Origin of the sequence: Microbacterium sp. MMO-56 (assembly GCF_037146215.1) — a bacterium.
GTDB lineage: Bacteria > Actinomycetota > Actinomycetes > Actinomycetales > Microbacteriaceae > Microbacterium.
Genome location: NZ_JBBCVW010000012.1, coordinates 36,763 through 50,911, shown reverse-complemented (window position 1 = coordinate 50,911; position 14,149 = coordinate 36,763). Strand labels below are relative to the sequence as shown.

Genomic DNA, 14,149 nt, shown 5'->3' with positions numbered 1-14,149 from the left:
CACTCATCATGTCGTCACCGTCCGCCGCCCCCACCGTCATCGCGCCCTCCGACGCCGCCGTCGCCGCGGACGGCCGCGTGCGCACCTACGAGGTCCGCACGTTCGGATGCCAGATGAACGTCCACGACTCGGAGCGTCTGTCCGGCTCGCTCGAGTCGGCCGGCTACGTGCGCGCCGACGCCGGGACCGAGGCCGACGTCGTCGTCATCAACACGTGCGCGGTGCGAGACAACGCCGCCGGCAAGCTGTACGGCACGCTCGGGCACCTCAAGAGCCGCAAGGACAAGCACGAGGGGATGCAGATCGCCGTCGGCGGATGCCTCGCGCAGATGGACAAGGACGCCGTGCTCGAGAAGGCCCCGTGGGTCGACGTCGTCTTCGGCACGCACAACATGGGCTCCCTTCCCGGCATGCTCGAACGGGCCCGTCACAACGGCGACGCCGAGCTGGAGATCCTGGAGTCGCTGGAGGTCTTCCCCTCCACCCTCCCGACCAAGCGCGACTCGGTCTACAGCGGCTGGGTCTCTATCTCTGTCGGCTGCAACAACACCTGCACGTTCTGCATCGTCCCGCACCTGCGCGGCAAGGAGAAGGACCGCCGCCCGGGCGACATCCTGAACGAGATCCGTCTGCTCGTCGACGACGGGGCGATCGAGGTGACCCTCCTCGGACAGAACGTCAACAGCTACGGCGTCGAGTTCGGCGACCGCGGGGCGTTCGGCAAGCTGTTGCGCGCGGCGGGCGAGATCCCGGGGCTCGAGCGCATCCGCTTCACGAGCCCGCACCCCGCCGCTTTCACCGACGACGTCATCGACGCCATGGCGGAGACGCCCCAGGTCATGCCCCAGCTGCACATGCCGCTGCAGTCGGGCTCGGATCGCATCCTCAAGGCGATGCGCCGGTCGTATCGCAGCGACCGTTTCCTCGGCATCCTCGACCGGGTGCGCGACCGCATCCCGCACGCCGCGATCTCCACCGACATCATCGTCGGCTTCCCCGGCGAGACCGACGAGGACTTCGAGGACACGCTCCGCGTCGTGGAGCAGGCCCGCTTCGCGAGCGCCTTCACCTTCCAGTACTCGATCCGCGAGGGCACCCCCGCGGCGACGATGCCCGATCAGGTGCCCAAGGCCGTCGTGCAGGAGCGCTACGAGCGTCTCGTCGCCCTGCAGGACCGCATCAGCCTGGACGAGAACCGGGCACAGGTGGGCCGGGAGCTCCAGGTGCTCGTGTCGACGGGCGAGGGCAAGAAGGACGCCGAGACCCACCGTCTCACCGGTCGCGCCGAGGACAACCGGCTCGTGCACTTCGAGCTCCCCGCCGGGAGCGAGACCCCTCGCCCGGGAGACGTCGTGACGGTCGGCGTGACGCATGCGGCGCCGTTCCATCTGCTCGCCGACAGCCTCGACGGCGCACCGCTGCGCATCCGCCGCACGCGGGCCGGTGACGCGTGGGATCGCACGCAGGCGGAGTCCTGCGGCGTGCCCGCCCCCGTCGGCTCGTCGGGCGCCCCCCGCAGCGTGGGCCTGGGCATCCCGACGCTCCGGCTCACGTGACCGCTGCCGCCGCAGTCCCGACGTTGCGGCTGTGGGCCGTCGTCGGTGCCACGGGAACAGGCAAGACCGACCTCTCGCTCCGCCTCGCCGAGGCGCTCGCGGCGCGGGGCCGCTCCGCGGAGATCGTCAACGCCGACGCGATGCAGCTGTATCGCGGGATGGACATCGGCACCGCGAAGCTGGCCGAGCCCGACCGGCGCGGCATCCCGCACCATCTGTTCGACGTTCTGGACGTCGTCGACGAGGCCGCGGTCGCGTCCTACCAGGCCCACGCGCGCGCGGCGATCGACGGGATCTTCGCCCGCGGTGCCGACGCGATCCTCGTGGGCGGCTCGGGGCTGTACGTCTCGAGCGTCATCCACGACTTCCGCTTCCCCCCGAGGGACGACGAGCTGCGCGCCCGTCTGGAGGGCGAGCTCGCGCGCGAGGGCGCGGCGGCACTGTTCGCGCGGCTGCGGGAGCTCGACCCGGCGAGTGCCGATCGCGTCGACGTGCGCAACGGTCGCCGGCTCGTCCGTGCGCTCGAGGTGGCCCTGCAGGGCGGCGGCGGCCACGGCGCGAGCCTGCCGGAGGCTCCGGCGCTGTGGCACGAGCCCACGACGGTCATCGGGGTCGCGCTCGATCGCGCCGAGCTGGTGGCGCGCCTCGACCGGCGGGTCGAGCAGATGTGGCGTTCGGGGCTCCTCGGCGAGGTGTCGCAGCTGCGGGCCCGCGGGCTCGAGCGGGGAGCGACGGCGAGCCGCGCCATCGGATACGCGCAGGCCCTCGACCAGCTCGCCGGCCGCATCGACGAGGACGAGGCGATCGCCCGGACGCAGGCGCTCACGCGGAGGTACGCGCGACGGCAGGTCTCGTGGTTCCGCCGGTACGACGGCATCCGCTGGGTGCCCCCCGGACAGGACGCGGGAGCTCTGGCAGACTCGGTCGGATGAGCAGCGTCGACATCCGCCCCTTCACCCCCGCCGACACCGAGGGCGTCGTCTCCCTGTGGCAGGCGACGGGGCTGACGCGCCCCTGGAACAACCCCTACCAGGACATCAGCCGCAAGCTCGAGGTCCAGCCCGAGCTCTTCCTCGTCGCGGTCGATGCGGACGACGTGGTCGGATCGGTGATGGCCGGCTACGACGGTCACCGCGGCTGGCTCTACTACCTCGCCGCGACGCCCGCGCGGAGGGGAGAGGGCATCGGCCGGCGACTCGTCGAGGCGGCGGAGGAGCGACTCCTCGCGCTCGGATGCCCGAAGGTGCAGCTGATGGTCCGGCCCGAGAACGGCGGCGTCCACGACTTCTACGCCCGTCTGGGCTACGAGCCGTTCGACACCTGGACCACCGGCAAGCGCCTGATCTCCGACTGACCCGCCGTAGACTTTCCGCGTGGCACAGGCGATCGCGTTCACCAAGGGACACGGCACGGGCAACGACTTCGTGATCGTGCCCGACCCCGACGGCGCGCTCGACCTCGGCCAGGCCCAGGTCGCGGCGTTGTGCGACCGCCGGTTCGGCATCGGAGCGGACGGCATCCTGCGGGTCGTCCGCTCGCGCGCGCTCCCGGCGGGAGACGCGACCCCGGAGGCCGAGTGGTTCATGGACTACCGCAACGCCGACGGCTCCATCGCCGAGATGTGCGGCAACGGCACGCGGGTGTTCGCCGCCTACCTGGTGGAGGCGGGGCTCGCCGCCATCGACGACGCGCCGCTGCGCATCGGCACGCGCGCGGGCGTGAAGACCCTGACCCGCAGCCCCCTGGGCTTCGAGGTCGACCTCGGCCGGTTCTCGGTCGACGAGGCGGACGTCCTCGTCCGTGCGCGCGGTCTCGACATCGCCCGCCCCGGGGTCGGGATCGACGTCGGCAATCCGCACGTCGTGGTCGCCCTCGGCTCCGTCGCCGAGCTCGAGGCACTCGACCTCACCACGCAGCCGATCCTGAACCCAGCGCCGCCGCACGGGGCCAACATCGAGTTCGTGGTGCCGGCCGACCCGCTCGTGCGCGGCGGCGTCGGATCAATCCGGATGCGCGTCTTCGAGCGCGGGGTGGGCGAGACGCTGTCCTGCGGCACGGGTGTGGCCGCGGCGGCCCTCGCCGTGCGGCACTGGGCGGGGCCCGCCGCGCCGGATACCTGGACGGTCGAGGTGCCCGGCGGCACCCTGGGGGTCCGCGTCGTCGCGGGCGAGGAGGGCGCCCACGTGCTGCTGTCGGGGCCGGCGACGCTCGTCTTCTCGGGCGAGGTCGCGCTCGCCTGACGCGACTCGGCGTTCAGTCGCCGAGGGAGGCCAGCACGCCGGCGGGAGGCACGAAGAAGACGCCCCCGGTGAGCGCCTCCGACGCGTCGAGGAGGCGGTCGTGCTTTCCCGGCGGGTCGCCCACGAACATCCGCTCGAGCATGCGCTCGATCACCCACAGGCGTCGCGTGTAGCCGATGAAGTAGGTGCCGAACTCGCCGTGCCCGGGCGCGCCGAAGGGCATGTTGTCGCGCAGGATGTCGTGCTCGACGCCCGCGTCGTCCACGATGGTCGACAGGGTCTTGTGCGATTTCTGCTCGGCCGCGCCCGCGTCGGGCAGCTCGATGTTGTCGCTCTTCGTGCGGCCGATCACGGCCTCCTGCTGCTCCGCGGTGAGGGCATTCCACGCGGCCATCCGGTGGACGTACTTCTGCACGACGAGGTAGCTGCCGCCCGCGCCCGCCGGGTCCTCGTCGCCCACGACGGTCGCCTCCGGGAGGGCGGCGCCGACCGGATTGGCCGTCCCGTCGACGAAGCCGAGGAGGTCGCGCGCGTCGAAGTACCGGAAGCCGACCGTCTCGTCGGCGACGCGCACGCTGTCGCCGAACCGATCGAGCAGCTGGCGCTCGAGCTCGAAGCACAGGTCGCGCCTGTTCGCGCGGATGTGGAACTGGAGGTCGCCCGGCGTCGCGGGCGCCGTGTGCACGGCGCCGCGCACCTCGCGGAACGGATGCAGCTCCGCCGGTCGAGCCGCACCGGTGACGGCGTCCCACACCGCGCTCCCGATGCCGACCGTGCAGGCGAGCGCCGCCGACAGATCGCGGAAGGCCACGTTCTTCGTGATGTCCTCGACGCTCGCGAGCACGTCGCGGACGGTGGCCACCGCGTCGGCGGCATCCGTCACCTCGAGGGTCAAGAGCACCGCGGACGAGGTGAGCGGCGCATCGACGCGTTGCGGCTCGATCGGGACGCGGCGCTGGGCGGACCCGGTGTCCTCACTCATGGACGACGTCCACGGGAGCGGTGGGCGGGCTGCCGTGCCGTCGCACCTTGAGGACGCGGAATCCGCGCCCCGTCGCCGCCCGCGTGACCGTGTACCCCGGATGGAACGTCGCGGCGAGCCATCGCTGGAGGGAGTCCGAGCCGAGGTTGCGCTGCACGACGAACCACCCGTCGGCGCGCTCGTCGAGCCTCGGGACCCACCGCTCCAGGAGCCCGTGCAGCTCGTTCTTGCCCACGCGGATCGGCGGGTTCGAGCGGATGGAGCGGAACGTGACGTCGTCCGGAACATCGTCGGGGGTCACGGCGTTGACGTTGTCGAGCCCCCACGCAGCGGCGTTTCGTCGCACGAGGTCGAGGGCGCGCTCGTTGACGTCGACGGCCCACACCGTGGCGTGCGGCGACGCGACCGCGAGACTGAGCGCGATGGGACCCCAGCCGCAGCCGAGGTCGAGGAGGTGGCCGCCCGAGGGCGGGGGAGGCGTGTTCGCCAGGAGCACCGCCGTCCCGCCGTCGACATGGTCGGGACTGAAGACACCGCCCGCGGTCGTCACCTCTCCGGCGCGGCCCGCGAGAGTGACGCGGATGCGGCGCAGGTGCTCCTCGCTCGACGGCGACGCGCTGAAGTAATGGTCGCTCGCCACCCTGCGAGCGTACCGGAGCCGTGCGTCGCACGGGGAGGCTAAACTACGAGGCTCAGAACCAGAAGGATCGAATGACTCACACCAGCGACGACATCGCCGCCCCGGACACCGCCGTCCCCGAGGGAGCGGAGGTCGCGTCCGACCCGATCGACCCCGTCGACCGGGTCCTTTCGCACGCCCAGTCCCGGACGGGAGCGCGCGTCTTCGGCGCGGCCCAGGCGCTTCAGGACGCGGACACCGTGTCCTACGGCGACACCGACGGCGATCAGTGGGACCGCGAGGAGCGCGCCGCCCTCCGCCGCGTGCCCGGCCTGTCGACCGAGCTCGAGGACGTCACCGAGGTCGAGTACCGCCAGCTGCGACTGGAGAACGTGGTCCTCGTCGGGGTCTACCCGCAGGGCTCGCACGAGAACGGCGAGAACTCGCTGCGCGAGCTCGCCGCGCTCGCCGAGACGGCCGGCGCGGTCGTCCTCGACGGCGTGCTGCAGCGCCGCCCGCACCCCGATCCGGCGACCTACATCGGCCGCGGCAAGGCCGCCGAGCTGCGCGACCTCGTCGCCGCCGTCGGCGCCGACACCGTGATCGCCGACACCGAGCTCGCGCCCAGCCAGCGCCGTGCGCTGGAGGACGTCGTCAAGGTCAAGGTCATCGACCGGACGACCGTGATCCTCGACATCTTCAGCCAGCATGCCAAGAGCCGCGAGGGCAAGGCGCAGGTCGAGCTCGCCCAGCTCGAGTACCTGCTGCCGCGCCTGCGCGGCTGGGGCGAGTCGATGAGCCGTCAGGCGGGTGGCCAGGTCGGCGCGGGCGGGGCCGGCATGGGCTCGCGCGGCCCCGGCGAGACCAAGATCGAACTCGACCGGCGCCGCATCCGCACCAAGATGGCGCAGCTGCGCCGACAGCTGCGCGACTTCGCGCCGGCCCGTGAGGCCAAGCGCGCCGAGCGCCGCCGCAACACGATCCCCGCCGTCGCGATCGCCGGCTACACCAACGCGGGCAAGTCGAGCCTGCTGAACCGTCTGACGCGCGCGGGCGTCCTGGTCGAGAACGCGCTCTTCGCCACGCTCGACACCTCCGTCCGCCGTTCCGAGACCTCTGACGGGCGCGTCTACACGCTGACCGACACGGTCGGCTTCGTGCGCAACCTGCCGCATCAGCTGGTCGAGGCGTTCCGCTCGACCCTCGAGGAGGTCGGCGAGGCGGACGTCATCGTGCACGTCGTGGACGGGTCGCATCCCGATCCGGCGGCGCAGCTGGCGACGGTCCGCGACGTCATCGGGGACGTGGGTGCCCGCGATCTCCCCGAGATCGTGGTCTTCAACAAGGCCGACCTCGTGGACGACGACGCGCGGCTCGTGCTGCGCGGGCTCGCGCCGCAGGCGCTGTTCGTCTCCTCGCGCACGGGCGAGGGCGTCGACGAGCTCCGCGAGACGATCGAACGGACGCTTCCGCTCCCGGCGATGGAGATCCGCGCCGTGGTGCCCTACGACCGCGGCGACCTCATGTCCGCGGTGCACGAGCACGGCATCATCCTCAGCCAGGAGCACGGTGCCGAGGGCACCCTGCTCCACGCGCACGTGCCCGCGATCCTGGGTGGGCGGCTCGCGCCGTACGCCGTCTGACCCGCCGGCGGCCGGGATCGGGCGGGGTCAGTCCTGCAGAGCGACGCCGAAGCCCGCGACCACGGCGCGCACCTCGGCGAGGTAGCGCTGCGCCTGCTCGGTGAGGGGGATCGCCGCGTGGCCGATCCATCCGATCTCGATGCGCTCGTCGACCTCGAGCGGGATCGCGACGATCTCGGGGTCGAGCTGGTCGCTGATGATGCCGGTGGAGATCGTGTATCCGTCGAGCCCGATCATGAGGTTGAAGATCGTCGCGCGGTCCGACACCCGGATCTCCTGGGCGCTCGAGGACGTCGAGAGGATCTCCTCGGCGAAGTAGAACGCGTTGTTCGCCCCCTGATCGAAGCTGAGGCGCGGCAGCCCCTCCAGGTCCGCCAGGGTCACGCGTTCCTGGGCGGCGAGCGGATTGCGTCGCGAGATGAAGATGTGCGGGTCGGCGACGAAGATCGGATGGAAGGCGAGCCCGTTGTCGCGGAGCAGCCGGTCGATGACCTTGCGGTTGAAGTCGTTGCGGTAGAGGATGCCGAGCTCGCTGCGGAGCGTGCGGACGTCGTCGATGATGTCCCAGGTGCGCGTCTCCCGCAGGGCGAACTCGTACTGCGCGGCGCCGCTGGCCTTCACCATGCGGACGAATGCGTCCACGGCGAACGAGTAGTGCTGCGTGGAGATCCCGAGCAGGCGCCGTGACGGCGCGCGGCCCAGGTAGCGCTGTTCCAGCAGCTCCACCTGCTCGACCACCTGCCGGGCGTACCCGAGGAACTCCGCGCCGTCCGGCGTGAGGGCGACGCCCCGGGCGGAGCGGGTGAGCAGGGTGCGGCCCACGCGTGACTCGAGGTCCTTCATCGCCGCCGACATCGTGGGCTGCGCGACGTAGAGCAGGTCGGCGGCGGCCGAGATCGAGCCCTCCGCCGCGACGTCGATGAAGTACCGCAGGTGCTGGAGGGTGAGACCGCTGGTTCCCTGTGCCATAGGGAGAGACTATATGCGCCCATAGTCACGGCGAGTTACCCGATATCCACGGCTCGCCTGCACCATGGGGAGGACGTCACCGCCCCAGGCCGAGCACGGCCGCACACCCCCAGGATTGGCCGCTCATGACGGACGACTTCTCGTTCAGCATCACCACGACCCGCTTCGACGAGGACTACACCCCCGCGGAGAGCTCGCGCATCACGACCAACTTCGCCAATCTCGCGCGGGGCGAGCACCGCAGGCAGAACCTCCGCAACGCCCTGACGATGATCGACCGCAGATTCAACGACCTCGCGGAGTGGGACAACCCCGTCGGGGACCGCTACACCCTCGAGCTCGAGATCGTCTCGGCGCAGCTCGACTTCGACGCCGACGGTGCAGACCGGCGGTTCCCCCTGCTCGAGGTCCTCGACATCGGCATCCTCGATCGGCAGACCGGCGTGCGCACCCACGGGATCGTGGGGAACAACTTCTCGTCCTACGTGCGCGACTACGACTTCAGCGTGCTGCTGCCGGCGGCCGCGGAACGGGCGAACGAGACGGGCGACGGCCCGGTCGTCCCCGAGGACTTCGGCGAGCTGCACGGCAGGCTCTTCCGCCGCTTCCTCGAATCGGCGGCGTATCGCGAGCGGTTCGGCCAGCCCCCGGTGATCTGCATCAGCGTCTCGACGAGCAAGACGTATCGGCGCACCGACAACCGTCATCCGATCCTCGGTGTCGAGTACCGTCAAGAGGCCTCGTCGCTGACCGACGAGTACTTCGGCAGGATGGGCCTGCAGGTGCGCTACTTCATGCCGCGGGGGAGCGTCGCGCCGCTCGCCTTCTACTTCTCCGGCGACCTCCTCACCGACTACACCGACCTGCAGCTCGCCGGCACGATCGCCGTGATGGAGACCTTCCAGAAGATCTACCGCCCCGAGATCTACAACGCCAACTCGGCCGCGCCCGCCGTGTACCGGCCGCGCCTGGATGCGCAGGACTTCTCGCGCACGCAGATCGACTACGACCGCGGCGAGCGCAGCAGGCTCGCGCTCACGCAGGGCAGGTACACGAAGGAGCACTTCATCGATCCGCACCGCGATGTGCTGGAGCGGTGGATCCTCGACGTCGCGGCGCCGGTCGCATGACCGCGGCCGGATCGTCCTCCGTCCCCGCGCTCCTGCCGACCACGATCGTCGGCAGCCTGCCCAAGCCGTCCTGGCTGGCCCAGCCGGAAGTGCTCTGGTCGCCGTGGAGCCTGGACGGCGATGCCCTGGCCGAGGGGAAGCAGGACGCCCTCCGCATCGCGGTGCACGAGCAGACGTACCGCGGGATCGACATCGTCAGCGACGGCGAGCAGACGCGGCAGCATTTCGTCACGACGTTCATCGAGCACCTGAGCGGGGTCGACTTCGACAGGCGCGAGACCGTGCGCATCCGTGACCGGTACGACGCGAGCGTGCCGACCGTCGTCGGGGAGGTGCGGCGGGATCGCCCCGTGTTCGTCGATGACGCGATCTTCCTGCGCTCGACGACCGACCGCCCGATCAAGTGGGCCCTCCCGGGGCCCATGACCATGGTCGACACGCTCTACGACGCGCACTACAAGAGCCGCGAGAAGCTCGCGTGGGAGTTCGCGACCATCCTGAACGAGGAGGCGAAGGCCCTCGAGGCGGCGGGAGTGGATGTCATCCAGTTCGACGAGCCGTCGTTCAACGTGTTCTTCGACGAGGTGAAGGACTGGGGCGTGGCTGCTCTCGAGCGGGCGGCGGAAGGACTGCGGGCCGAGACCGCCGTGCACATCTGCTACGGCTACGGCATCACGGCGAACACCGACTGGAAGGCGACCCTCGGGCCGCAGTGGCGCCAGTACGAGGAGTCGTTCCCGCTGCTGCAGCGCTCCTCCATCGACATCGTGTCGCTGGAGTGCCAGAACTCGCACGTCCCGATGGACCTCGTCGAGCTCGTCCGCGGCAAGAAGGTCATGCTCGGAGCCATCGACGTGGCGAACGAGACCGTCGAGACGCCGGAGCAGGTCGCCGACACGCTGCGCCGGGCGCTCTCGTTCGTCGACGCCGACAAGCTCATCCCGAGCACCAACTGCGGGATGGCGCCGTTCCCGCGGGGCGTCGCCCTGCAGAAGCTGAGCGCGCTGAGTGCGGGGGCGCGCATCGTCCGGGACGAGCTCGCCTGATCCGCGCCGCGCGCGTCGCGTTCAGTCCAGATGGATCGGCGGGATGCCCGGGGTGTCGAACCCGAACACGGCGCCGAGGAACGCGAGCTCGCTCTCGAGGGCGTGCACGATCGTCTCCGCTCGGCGGAAGCCGTGGCCCTCGCCCTCGTAGAGCACGTACGCGTGCGGCACCTGCCGCGCCGCGAGCGCGTCGCGGATGGCCTCCGCCTGTGCGGGCGGCACGACGGCGTCGTCGCCGCCCTGCAGGATCAGCATCGGCGCGCGCAGCCGGTCGGGGTGGCTGAGCGGTGAGCGCTCGACGTAGACGGCCTCGGCCTCGGGGAGGGGGCCGATGAGCCCGTCGAGATAGCGGGCCTCGAAATCGTGCGTGTCCTCCGCGAGCGCGCGGGCGTCGCCGACGCCGTAGCGGGAGATGCCCGCTCCGAAGACCTCCGTGCGCACGAGGGCGCCGAGGACGGTCCAGCCGCCCGCCGAGCCCCCCTCGATCGCGAGGCGCGCGGCGTCGGCGCCCCCGGAGGCGGCCAGGCCGGATGCCGCGGCCGCGACGTCGTCGACGTCGACGATGCCCCACTGTCCGGCCAGGCGCTCGCGGTAGGCGCGGCCGTAGCCGGTGGACCCGCCGTAGTTCACGTCCAGCACGCCGATGCCGCGACTCGTGAAGAACGCGGTCTTGGCGTCGGCGACCCCGCCGACGTGAGAGGTCGGCCCGCCGTGTACGAACACGACGTACGGCGGGTGCTCTCCCTCGGGGCCCCGGGCGTCCGGGTTCGTCGGGGCGAAGTCGAACGCGTGCACCTCGCCATGCGGGCCCGCGAAGGTCGCCGGCACGCCCACGGGCATCCACGCCGCCTCCGCCGTGTCCTCGCCGGCGACGCGTGTCACCCCGCCGTCCGCGGAGACCAGCCAGATCCCCGTCCCCGTGCGACCGGAGCCCGAGACGAGGAATCCGTCGGAGCGGGCATCCTCGACCCCGAGGCGCGCCGTCGCGGGGATCTCGACGTCCCGGGACGTCCCGTCTGGCTGCACGATCACGAGGCGGTCCGCCCCGTCGGTGCGGATCGCGCCGATCCGCCCCTCCGAGAGCAGCGCGTACCAGCGCAGGCCCAGCACCCAGAGGCCTCCGCCCGTGTCGGCGTCGGCGGGCGCCAGAGGACGCCGCGCGACATCCCGCGGGGCATCGTCGGTGTCGGTGTCGGTGTCGGTGCGGGTGGTCGCGAGGTCGACGGCCCACAGGTTCCAGCGGCCGGTGGGCTCGTCGATGCAGACGAGCTCGTCGTCGGTGCGCCACGCCGGCTGGAGCGCCGCGGTCTCGCCCGAGGTCACGGCGCGCCACGACGCGACACGACCGGACTCGATGCGTCCGACGCGCACCTCGGTGCGGTCCCACGGCATGTGCGGGTGATCCCAGGCGACCCACGCGAGGCGAGACCCGTCGGGGGACAGCTCCGGCTGTGCGACGAAGTCGCTTCCCGAGACGAGCTCGGTCACCGACGGATCGGTCTCGTCGAGCGAGACGCGCACGATCGCGCGGTGCGGAACCGCGCCGGTCTCGCGTTCCAGGACCGCGAGGAGCGTGCCGTGCTGCCATCGCAGGCCGCCGTAGCGTGCCGCGGGATCGACGGGCGTCAGCGCGCGCGGCGCCTCACCCGGATCGAGTGCCCAGACGCGCTGGTCGGTCTTCTCGACGAACAGCAGGGTGCCGGTGCCGGTGACCGTCCAGGCGCCCCCGCCGTACTCGTGCACACGGGAGCGCGCGCTCCACGGCGCGGGAAGGAGTGTCTCGACCGTGCCCGCCGCATCGCGTCGGCGCACCGCCGTGCGCCCGCCCTCCTCCGGGAGCGACTCGCCCCACCAGACCTCGTCGCCGACGAACGCGGCCCCCTCGTACCGCGGCGCAGCGGCCGAGGCCCACTGCGCCGTGAGGGGGGAGGGCCAGGAACCGAAGGGGAGCGCGGAGACCATCACCCCACGCTATCCGCCGCGGACGCAGGGCGTCGCGCGCGCAGCACCGCGGGGACGCGCCACCGGCTGCGGGACCACACCACCGGTGCGAGCACGGCGCCGAGGGCGGCCGTCACGACGGCTGTCCGCACCATCGCGTCCGTGAGCTGGACGTAGACGGCGTCGAGGCCGGGCGCGGACACGCCGGCGTCGGCCGCGACCGATCCCACCAGCGAGCCGCCCACGGCGACGCCGACGCACACCGCCCCGGCGCCGACCAGCAGTGCGACGCCCGAGCCGAGCAGCGCGGTCGTGCGCCGCCGCGCGATGAGGACGCCCGCCGCGAGGAGAGCCGCGGCGAGCACCGGAAGCCACAGGCCGACCGACACGGCGAGGGCGTACCCGCCGCGCAGGAGCGCGAGAGTCTCGCCGTCGCCGAGGATCACGACGCGGTCCACGGCGGGGATGAGGTCTGCGACGGCGGCATCCCGGGCCGCGAGGCTCTGCCTGATCTGCGCCACGACGGCGCCCAGCTGGATGCCGACGCCGTCGTCCGTCCGCACGACGAGTCCGCGCCCGTCGGAGGTGGCCGCGGTGACCAGACCCCGGTGCGCGGCGCGCGTGGCCGTCGCCCAGACGTCCGTGAACGCCTCCGAGCCGACGGCCCGCGTGACCGCGCGCTCGGCGGCACTCCTCAGCCCCTCGGCGGCGGGCTCCTCGAGCAGTCGCAGCGCCGCGACCGCTCTCGCGGGCAGCCCCAGCGCGGCGACGCCGTCGACGACGCTCGAGGCCATCGCGCCGAAGTCCACCTGCGCCGTGAGGGCATCCATCGTCTCGTCGACCACCATCGCCTGCACGTCCGCGTCGCCGGCGAGGGGCGAGAGCGTCGCGACGAACGCGTCCTCGTCCACGAGCTGCACCCGCGCCCACGCGGCGACGATCGCGACGGGCACGAGGATCGCCGCCACGACGATGCAGGTCGCGGAGAGCCACGCACGCCACGCGCGGCCGTCGGTGGAGATATGTGCGCTCACCCCGTCATTGTGGCGGATGCGGGGCGATGCGGGGACGGACCCGGCGTCAGACCGCCCGCAGAACGGCGACGACCTTGCCGAGCACGACGGCGTCGTCTCCGAGGATGGGCTCGAAGGCGGAGTTGCGCGGCAGGAGCCACGTGTGCCCGTCGCGCTGGCGGAAGGTCTTCACCGTCGCCTCGCCCTCGAGCATCGCCGCGACGATGTCCCCGTTGTCGGCCGTGGGCTGCGAGCGTACGACCACCCAGTCGCCGTCGCAGATCGCGGCGTCGATCATCGATTCGCCGCTCACCTTGAGCATGAACAGGTCGCCCTTGCCGACGAGCTGGCGCGGCAGCGGGAAGATCTCCTCGACCTGCTGGTCGGCCGTGATCGGCACGCCGGCCGCGATCCTGCCCACCAGGGGGACGAGGGCTGCGTCGCCGACGGCGGGGGCGAGGTCGGCGGGGTTCTCCGTGGACGCTCCGGGGAGGTCGATCAGCACCTCCATCGCGCGCGTCTTCCCGGCGTCGCGGCGCAGGTACCCGCTCAGCTCGAGCTGATTGAGCTGATGCGTGACGCTCGAGAGCGACTTCAGGCCCACGGCGTCGCCGATCTCACGCATGCTCGGCGGGTACCCGTGGCGCGCGATCGACTGCTGGATGATGTCGAGGATCGCCAGCTGCTTCTCGCTGAGGTTCTTCCGCCGACGCGTCTGCGGTCGTTCCATGGCGCACTCCTTCTGATCGTCCTGTCCGTCCCGATCCACCCGGCGACCAGCGCTCTTCTTCGAATGTCGGAGGTCGGTGATGGGGTCTCTGTATCGAAACCGTATCCGGCCTCGGCCGATTCGACCGGCAGGCATCCGCGTGTCGCGTTCGATTCTTCTCCGACACGGATGCCGGTTGACAGCACACATTATCGAAGATAGCTTCGGAAGAGAACTTCGCACCCGGCCCTCCGGCCCGAGGGCCGGATGCGAAGATCCCGACATCCGAGGCCTCGCCCTG

Annotated in this window: 13 protein-coding genes; 7 read left to right on the top strand and 6 right to left on the bottom strand. The window is 71.8% G+C overall.

Going from position 1 to position 14,149, the window contains the following annotated elements; all coding sequences use genetic code 11:
* Nucleotides 1-8: 8 nt before the first annotated feature.
* The 4 genes from miaB to dapF are packed head-to-tail and all read left to right on the top strand — an operon-like array spanning nt 9 to nt 3,796.
* A complete protein-coding gene (gene miaB, locus WFI00_RS11560; RefSeq protein WP_336632463.1) occupies nt 9-1,556 on the top strand; it encodes a tRNA (N6-isopentenyl adenosine(37)-C2)-methylthiotransferase MiaB in 1,548 nt (515 codons plus the stop codon).
* A complete protein-coding gene (gene miaA / locus WFI00_RS11555; RefSeq protein ID WP_336632462.1) occupies nt 1,553-2,488 on the top strand; it encodes a tRNA (adenosine(37)-N6)-dimethylallyltransferase MiaA in 936 nt (311 codons plus the stop codon). The genes miaB and miaA overlap by 4 nt, the downstream gene beginning before the upstream one ends.
* Nucleotides 2,485-2,910: a GNAT family acetyltransferase gene (locus WFI00_RS11550; RefSeq protein WP_336632461.1), complete on the top strand. Its 426-nt coding sequence runs from the start codon at nt 2,485-2,487 to the stop codon at nt 2,908-2,910. Before miaA ends, WFI00_RS11550 begins: the two co-directional genes overlap by 4 nt.
* A gap of 19 nt (nt 2,911-2,929) precedes the next feature.
* Entirely contained in the window at nt 2,930-3,796 is an 867-nt protein-coding gene (dapF, locus tag WFI00_RS11545) for a diaminopimelate epimerase (protein ID WP_336632460.1), read from the top strand.
* A 13-nt stretch (nt 3,797-3,809) separates the two neighbouring features.
* Here dapF and WFI00_RS11540 read toward each other — a convergent pair whose 3' ends face one another.
* Entirely contained in the window at nt 3,810-4,778 is a 969-nt protein-coding gene (locus WFI00_RS11540; protein ID WP_336632459.1) for a Dyp-type peroxidase, read from the bottom strand.
* Entirely contained in the window at nt 4,771-5,418 is a 648-nt protein-coding gene (locus tag WFI00_RS11535) for a class I SAM-dependent methyltransferase (RefSeq protein ID WP_336632458.1), read from the bottom strand. Before WFI00_RS11535 ends, WFI00_RS11540 begins: the two co-directional genes overlap by 8 nt.
* Before the next feature lie 71 nt (nt 5,419-5,489).
* Here WFI00_RS11535 and hflX point away from each other — a divergent pair, with 71 nt between their 5' ends.
* Entirely contained in the window at nt 5,490-7,040 is a 1,551-nt protein-coding gene (gene hflX, locus WFI00_RS11530; protein WP_336632457.1) for a GTPase HflX, read from the top strand.
* 27 nt (nt 7,041-7,067) lie between these two features.
* Here the strand turns inward: hflX and WFI00_RS11525 are convergent, their stop codons facing one another.
* The gene (locus WFI00_RS11525) at nt 7,068-8,009 is read right to left on the bottom strand and encodes a LysR family transcriptional regulator (RefSeq protein WP_336632456.1); all 942 of its coding nucleotides are present in this window, start codon (nt 8,007-8,009) and stop codon (nt 7,068-7,070) included.
* A gap of 125 nt (nt 8,010-8,134) precedes the next feature.
* On the opposite strand from WFI00_RS11525, the gene WFI00_RS11520 reads away from it, so the two are divergent.
* Together WFI00_RS11520 and WFI00_RS11515 are read left to right on the top strand one after the other, a co-directional pair.
* Nucleotides 8,135-9,139, top strand: a complete 1,005-nt coding sequence (locus tag WFI00_RS11520; RefSeq protein WP_336632455.1) for a putative oxygenase MesX — start codon at nt 8,135-8,137, stop codon at nt 9,137-9,139.
* On the top strand, nt 9,136-10,185 hold the full coding sequence (locus WFI00_RS11515; RefSeq protein ID WP_336632454.1) for a methionine synthase: 1,050 nt from the start codon (nt 9,136-9,138) through the stop codon (nt 10,183-10,185). The genes WFI00_RS11520 and WFI00_RS11515 overlap by 4 nt, the downstream gene beginning before the upstream one ends.
* Before the next feature lie 21 nt (nt 10,186-10,206).
* Here the strand turns inward: WFI00_RS11515 and WFI00_RS11510 are convergent, their stop codons facing one another.
* Genes WFI00_RS11510 through lexA form a run of 3 tightly spaced genes read right to left on the bottom strand, consistent with a single transcriptional unit; the run spans nt 10,207 to nt 13,869 of the window.
* On the bottom strand, nt 10,207-12,147 hold the full coding sequence (locus WFI00_RS11510) for a S9 family peptidase (RefSeq protein WP_336632453.1): 1,941 nt from the start codon (nt 12,145-12,147) through the stop codon (nt 10,207-10,209).
* Entirely contained in the window at nt 12,147-13,160 is a 1,014-nt protein-coding gene (locus tag WFI00_RS11505) for a hypothetical protein (RefSeq protein WP_336632452.1), read from the bottom strand. Before WFI00_RS11505 ends, WFI00_RS11510 begins: the two co-directional genes overlap by 1 nt.
* Nucleotides 13,161-13,206: 46 nt before the next feature.
* The gene (lexA, locus tag WFI00_RS11500; RefSeq protein ID WP_336632451.1) at nt 13,207-13,869 is read right to left on the bottom strand and encodes a transcriptional repressor LexA; all 663 of its coding nucleotides are present in this window, start codon (nt 13,867-13,869) and stop codon (nt 13,207-13,209) included.
* Nucleotides 13,870-14,149 lie beyond the last annotated feature (280 nt).

What these genes read in the sequence shown, in the direction of transcription:
- miaB (WP_336632463.1), top strand. Translation starts at nt 9, where the DNA reads ATGTCGTCACCGTCCGCCGCCCCCACCGTCATCGCGCCCTCCGACGCC.
- WFI00_RS11550 (WP_336632461.1), top strand. Translation starts at nt 2,485, where the DNA reads ATGAGCAGCGTCGACATCCGCCCCTTCACCCCCGCCGACACCGAGGGC.
- WFI00_RS11540 (WP_336632459.1), bottom strand. Translation starts at nt 4,778, where the DNA reads ATGAGTGAGGACACCGGGTCCGCCCAGCGCCGCGTCCCGATCGAGCCG.
- hflX (WP_336632457.1), top strand. Translation starts at nt 5,490, where the DNA reads ATGACTCACACCAGCGACGACATCGCCGCCCCGGACACCGCCGTCCCC.
- WFI00_RS11525 (WP_336632456.1), bottom strand. Translation starts at nt 8,009, where the DNA reads ATGGCACAGGGAACCAGCGGTCTCACCCTCCAGCACCTGCGGTACTTC.
- WFI00_RS11520 (WP_336632455.1), top strand. Translation starts at nt 8,135, where the DNA reads ATGACGGACGACTTCTCGTTCAGCATCACCACGACCCGCTTCGACGAG.
- WFI00_RS11515 (WP_336632454.1), top strand. Translation starts at nt 9,136, where the DNA reads ATGACCGCGGCCGGATCGTCCTCCGTCCCCGCGCTCCTGCCGACCACG.
- WFI00_RS11510 (WP_336632453.1), bottom strand. Translation starts at nt 12,147, where the DNA reads ATGGTCTCCGCGCTCCCCTTCGGTTCCTGGCCCTCCCCCCTCACGGCG.
- lexA (WP_336632451.1), bottom strand. Translation starts at nt 13,869, where the DNA reads ATGGAACGACCGCAGACGCGTCGGCGGAAGAACCTCAGCGAGAAGCAG.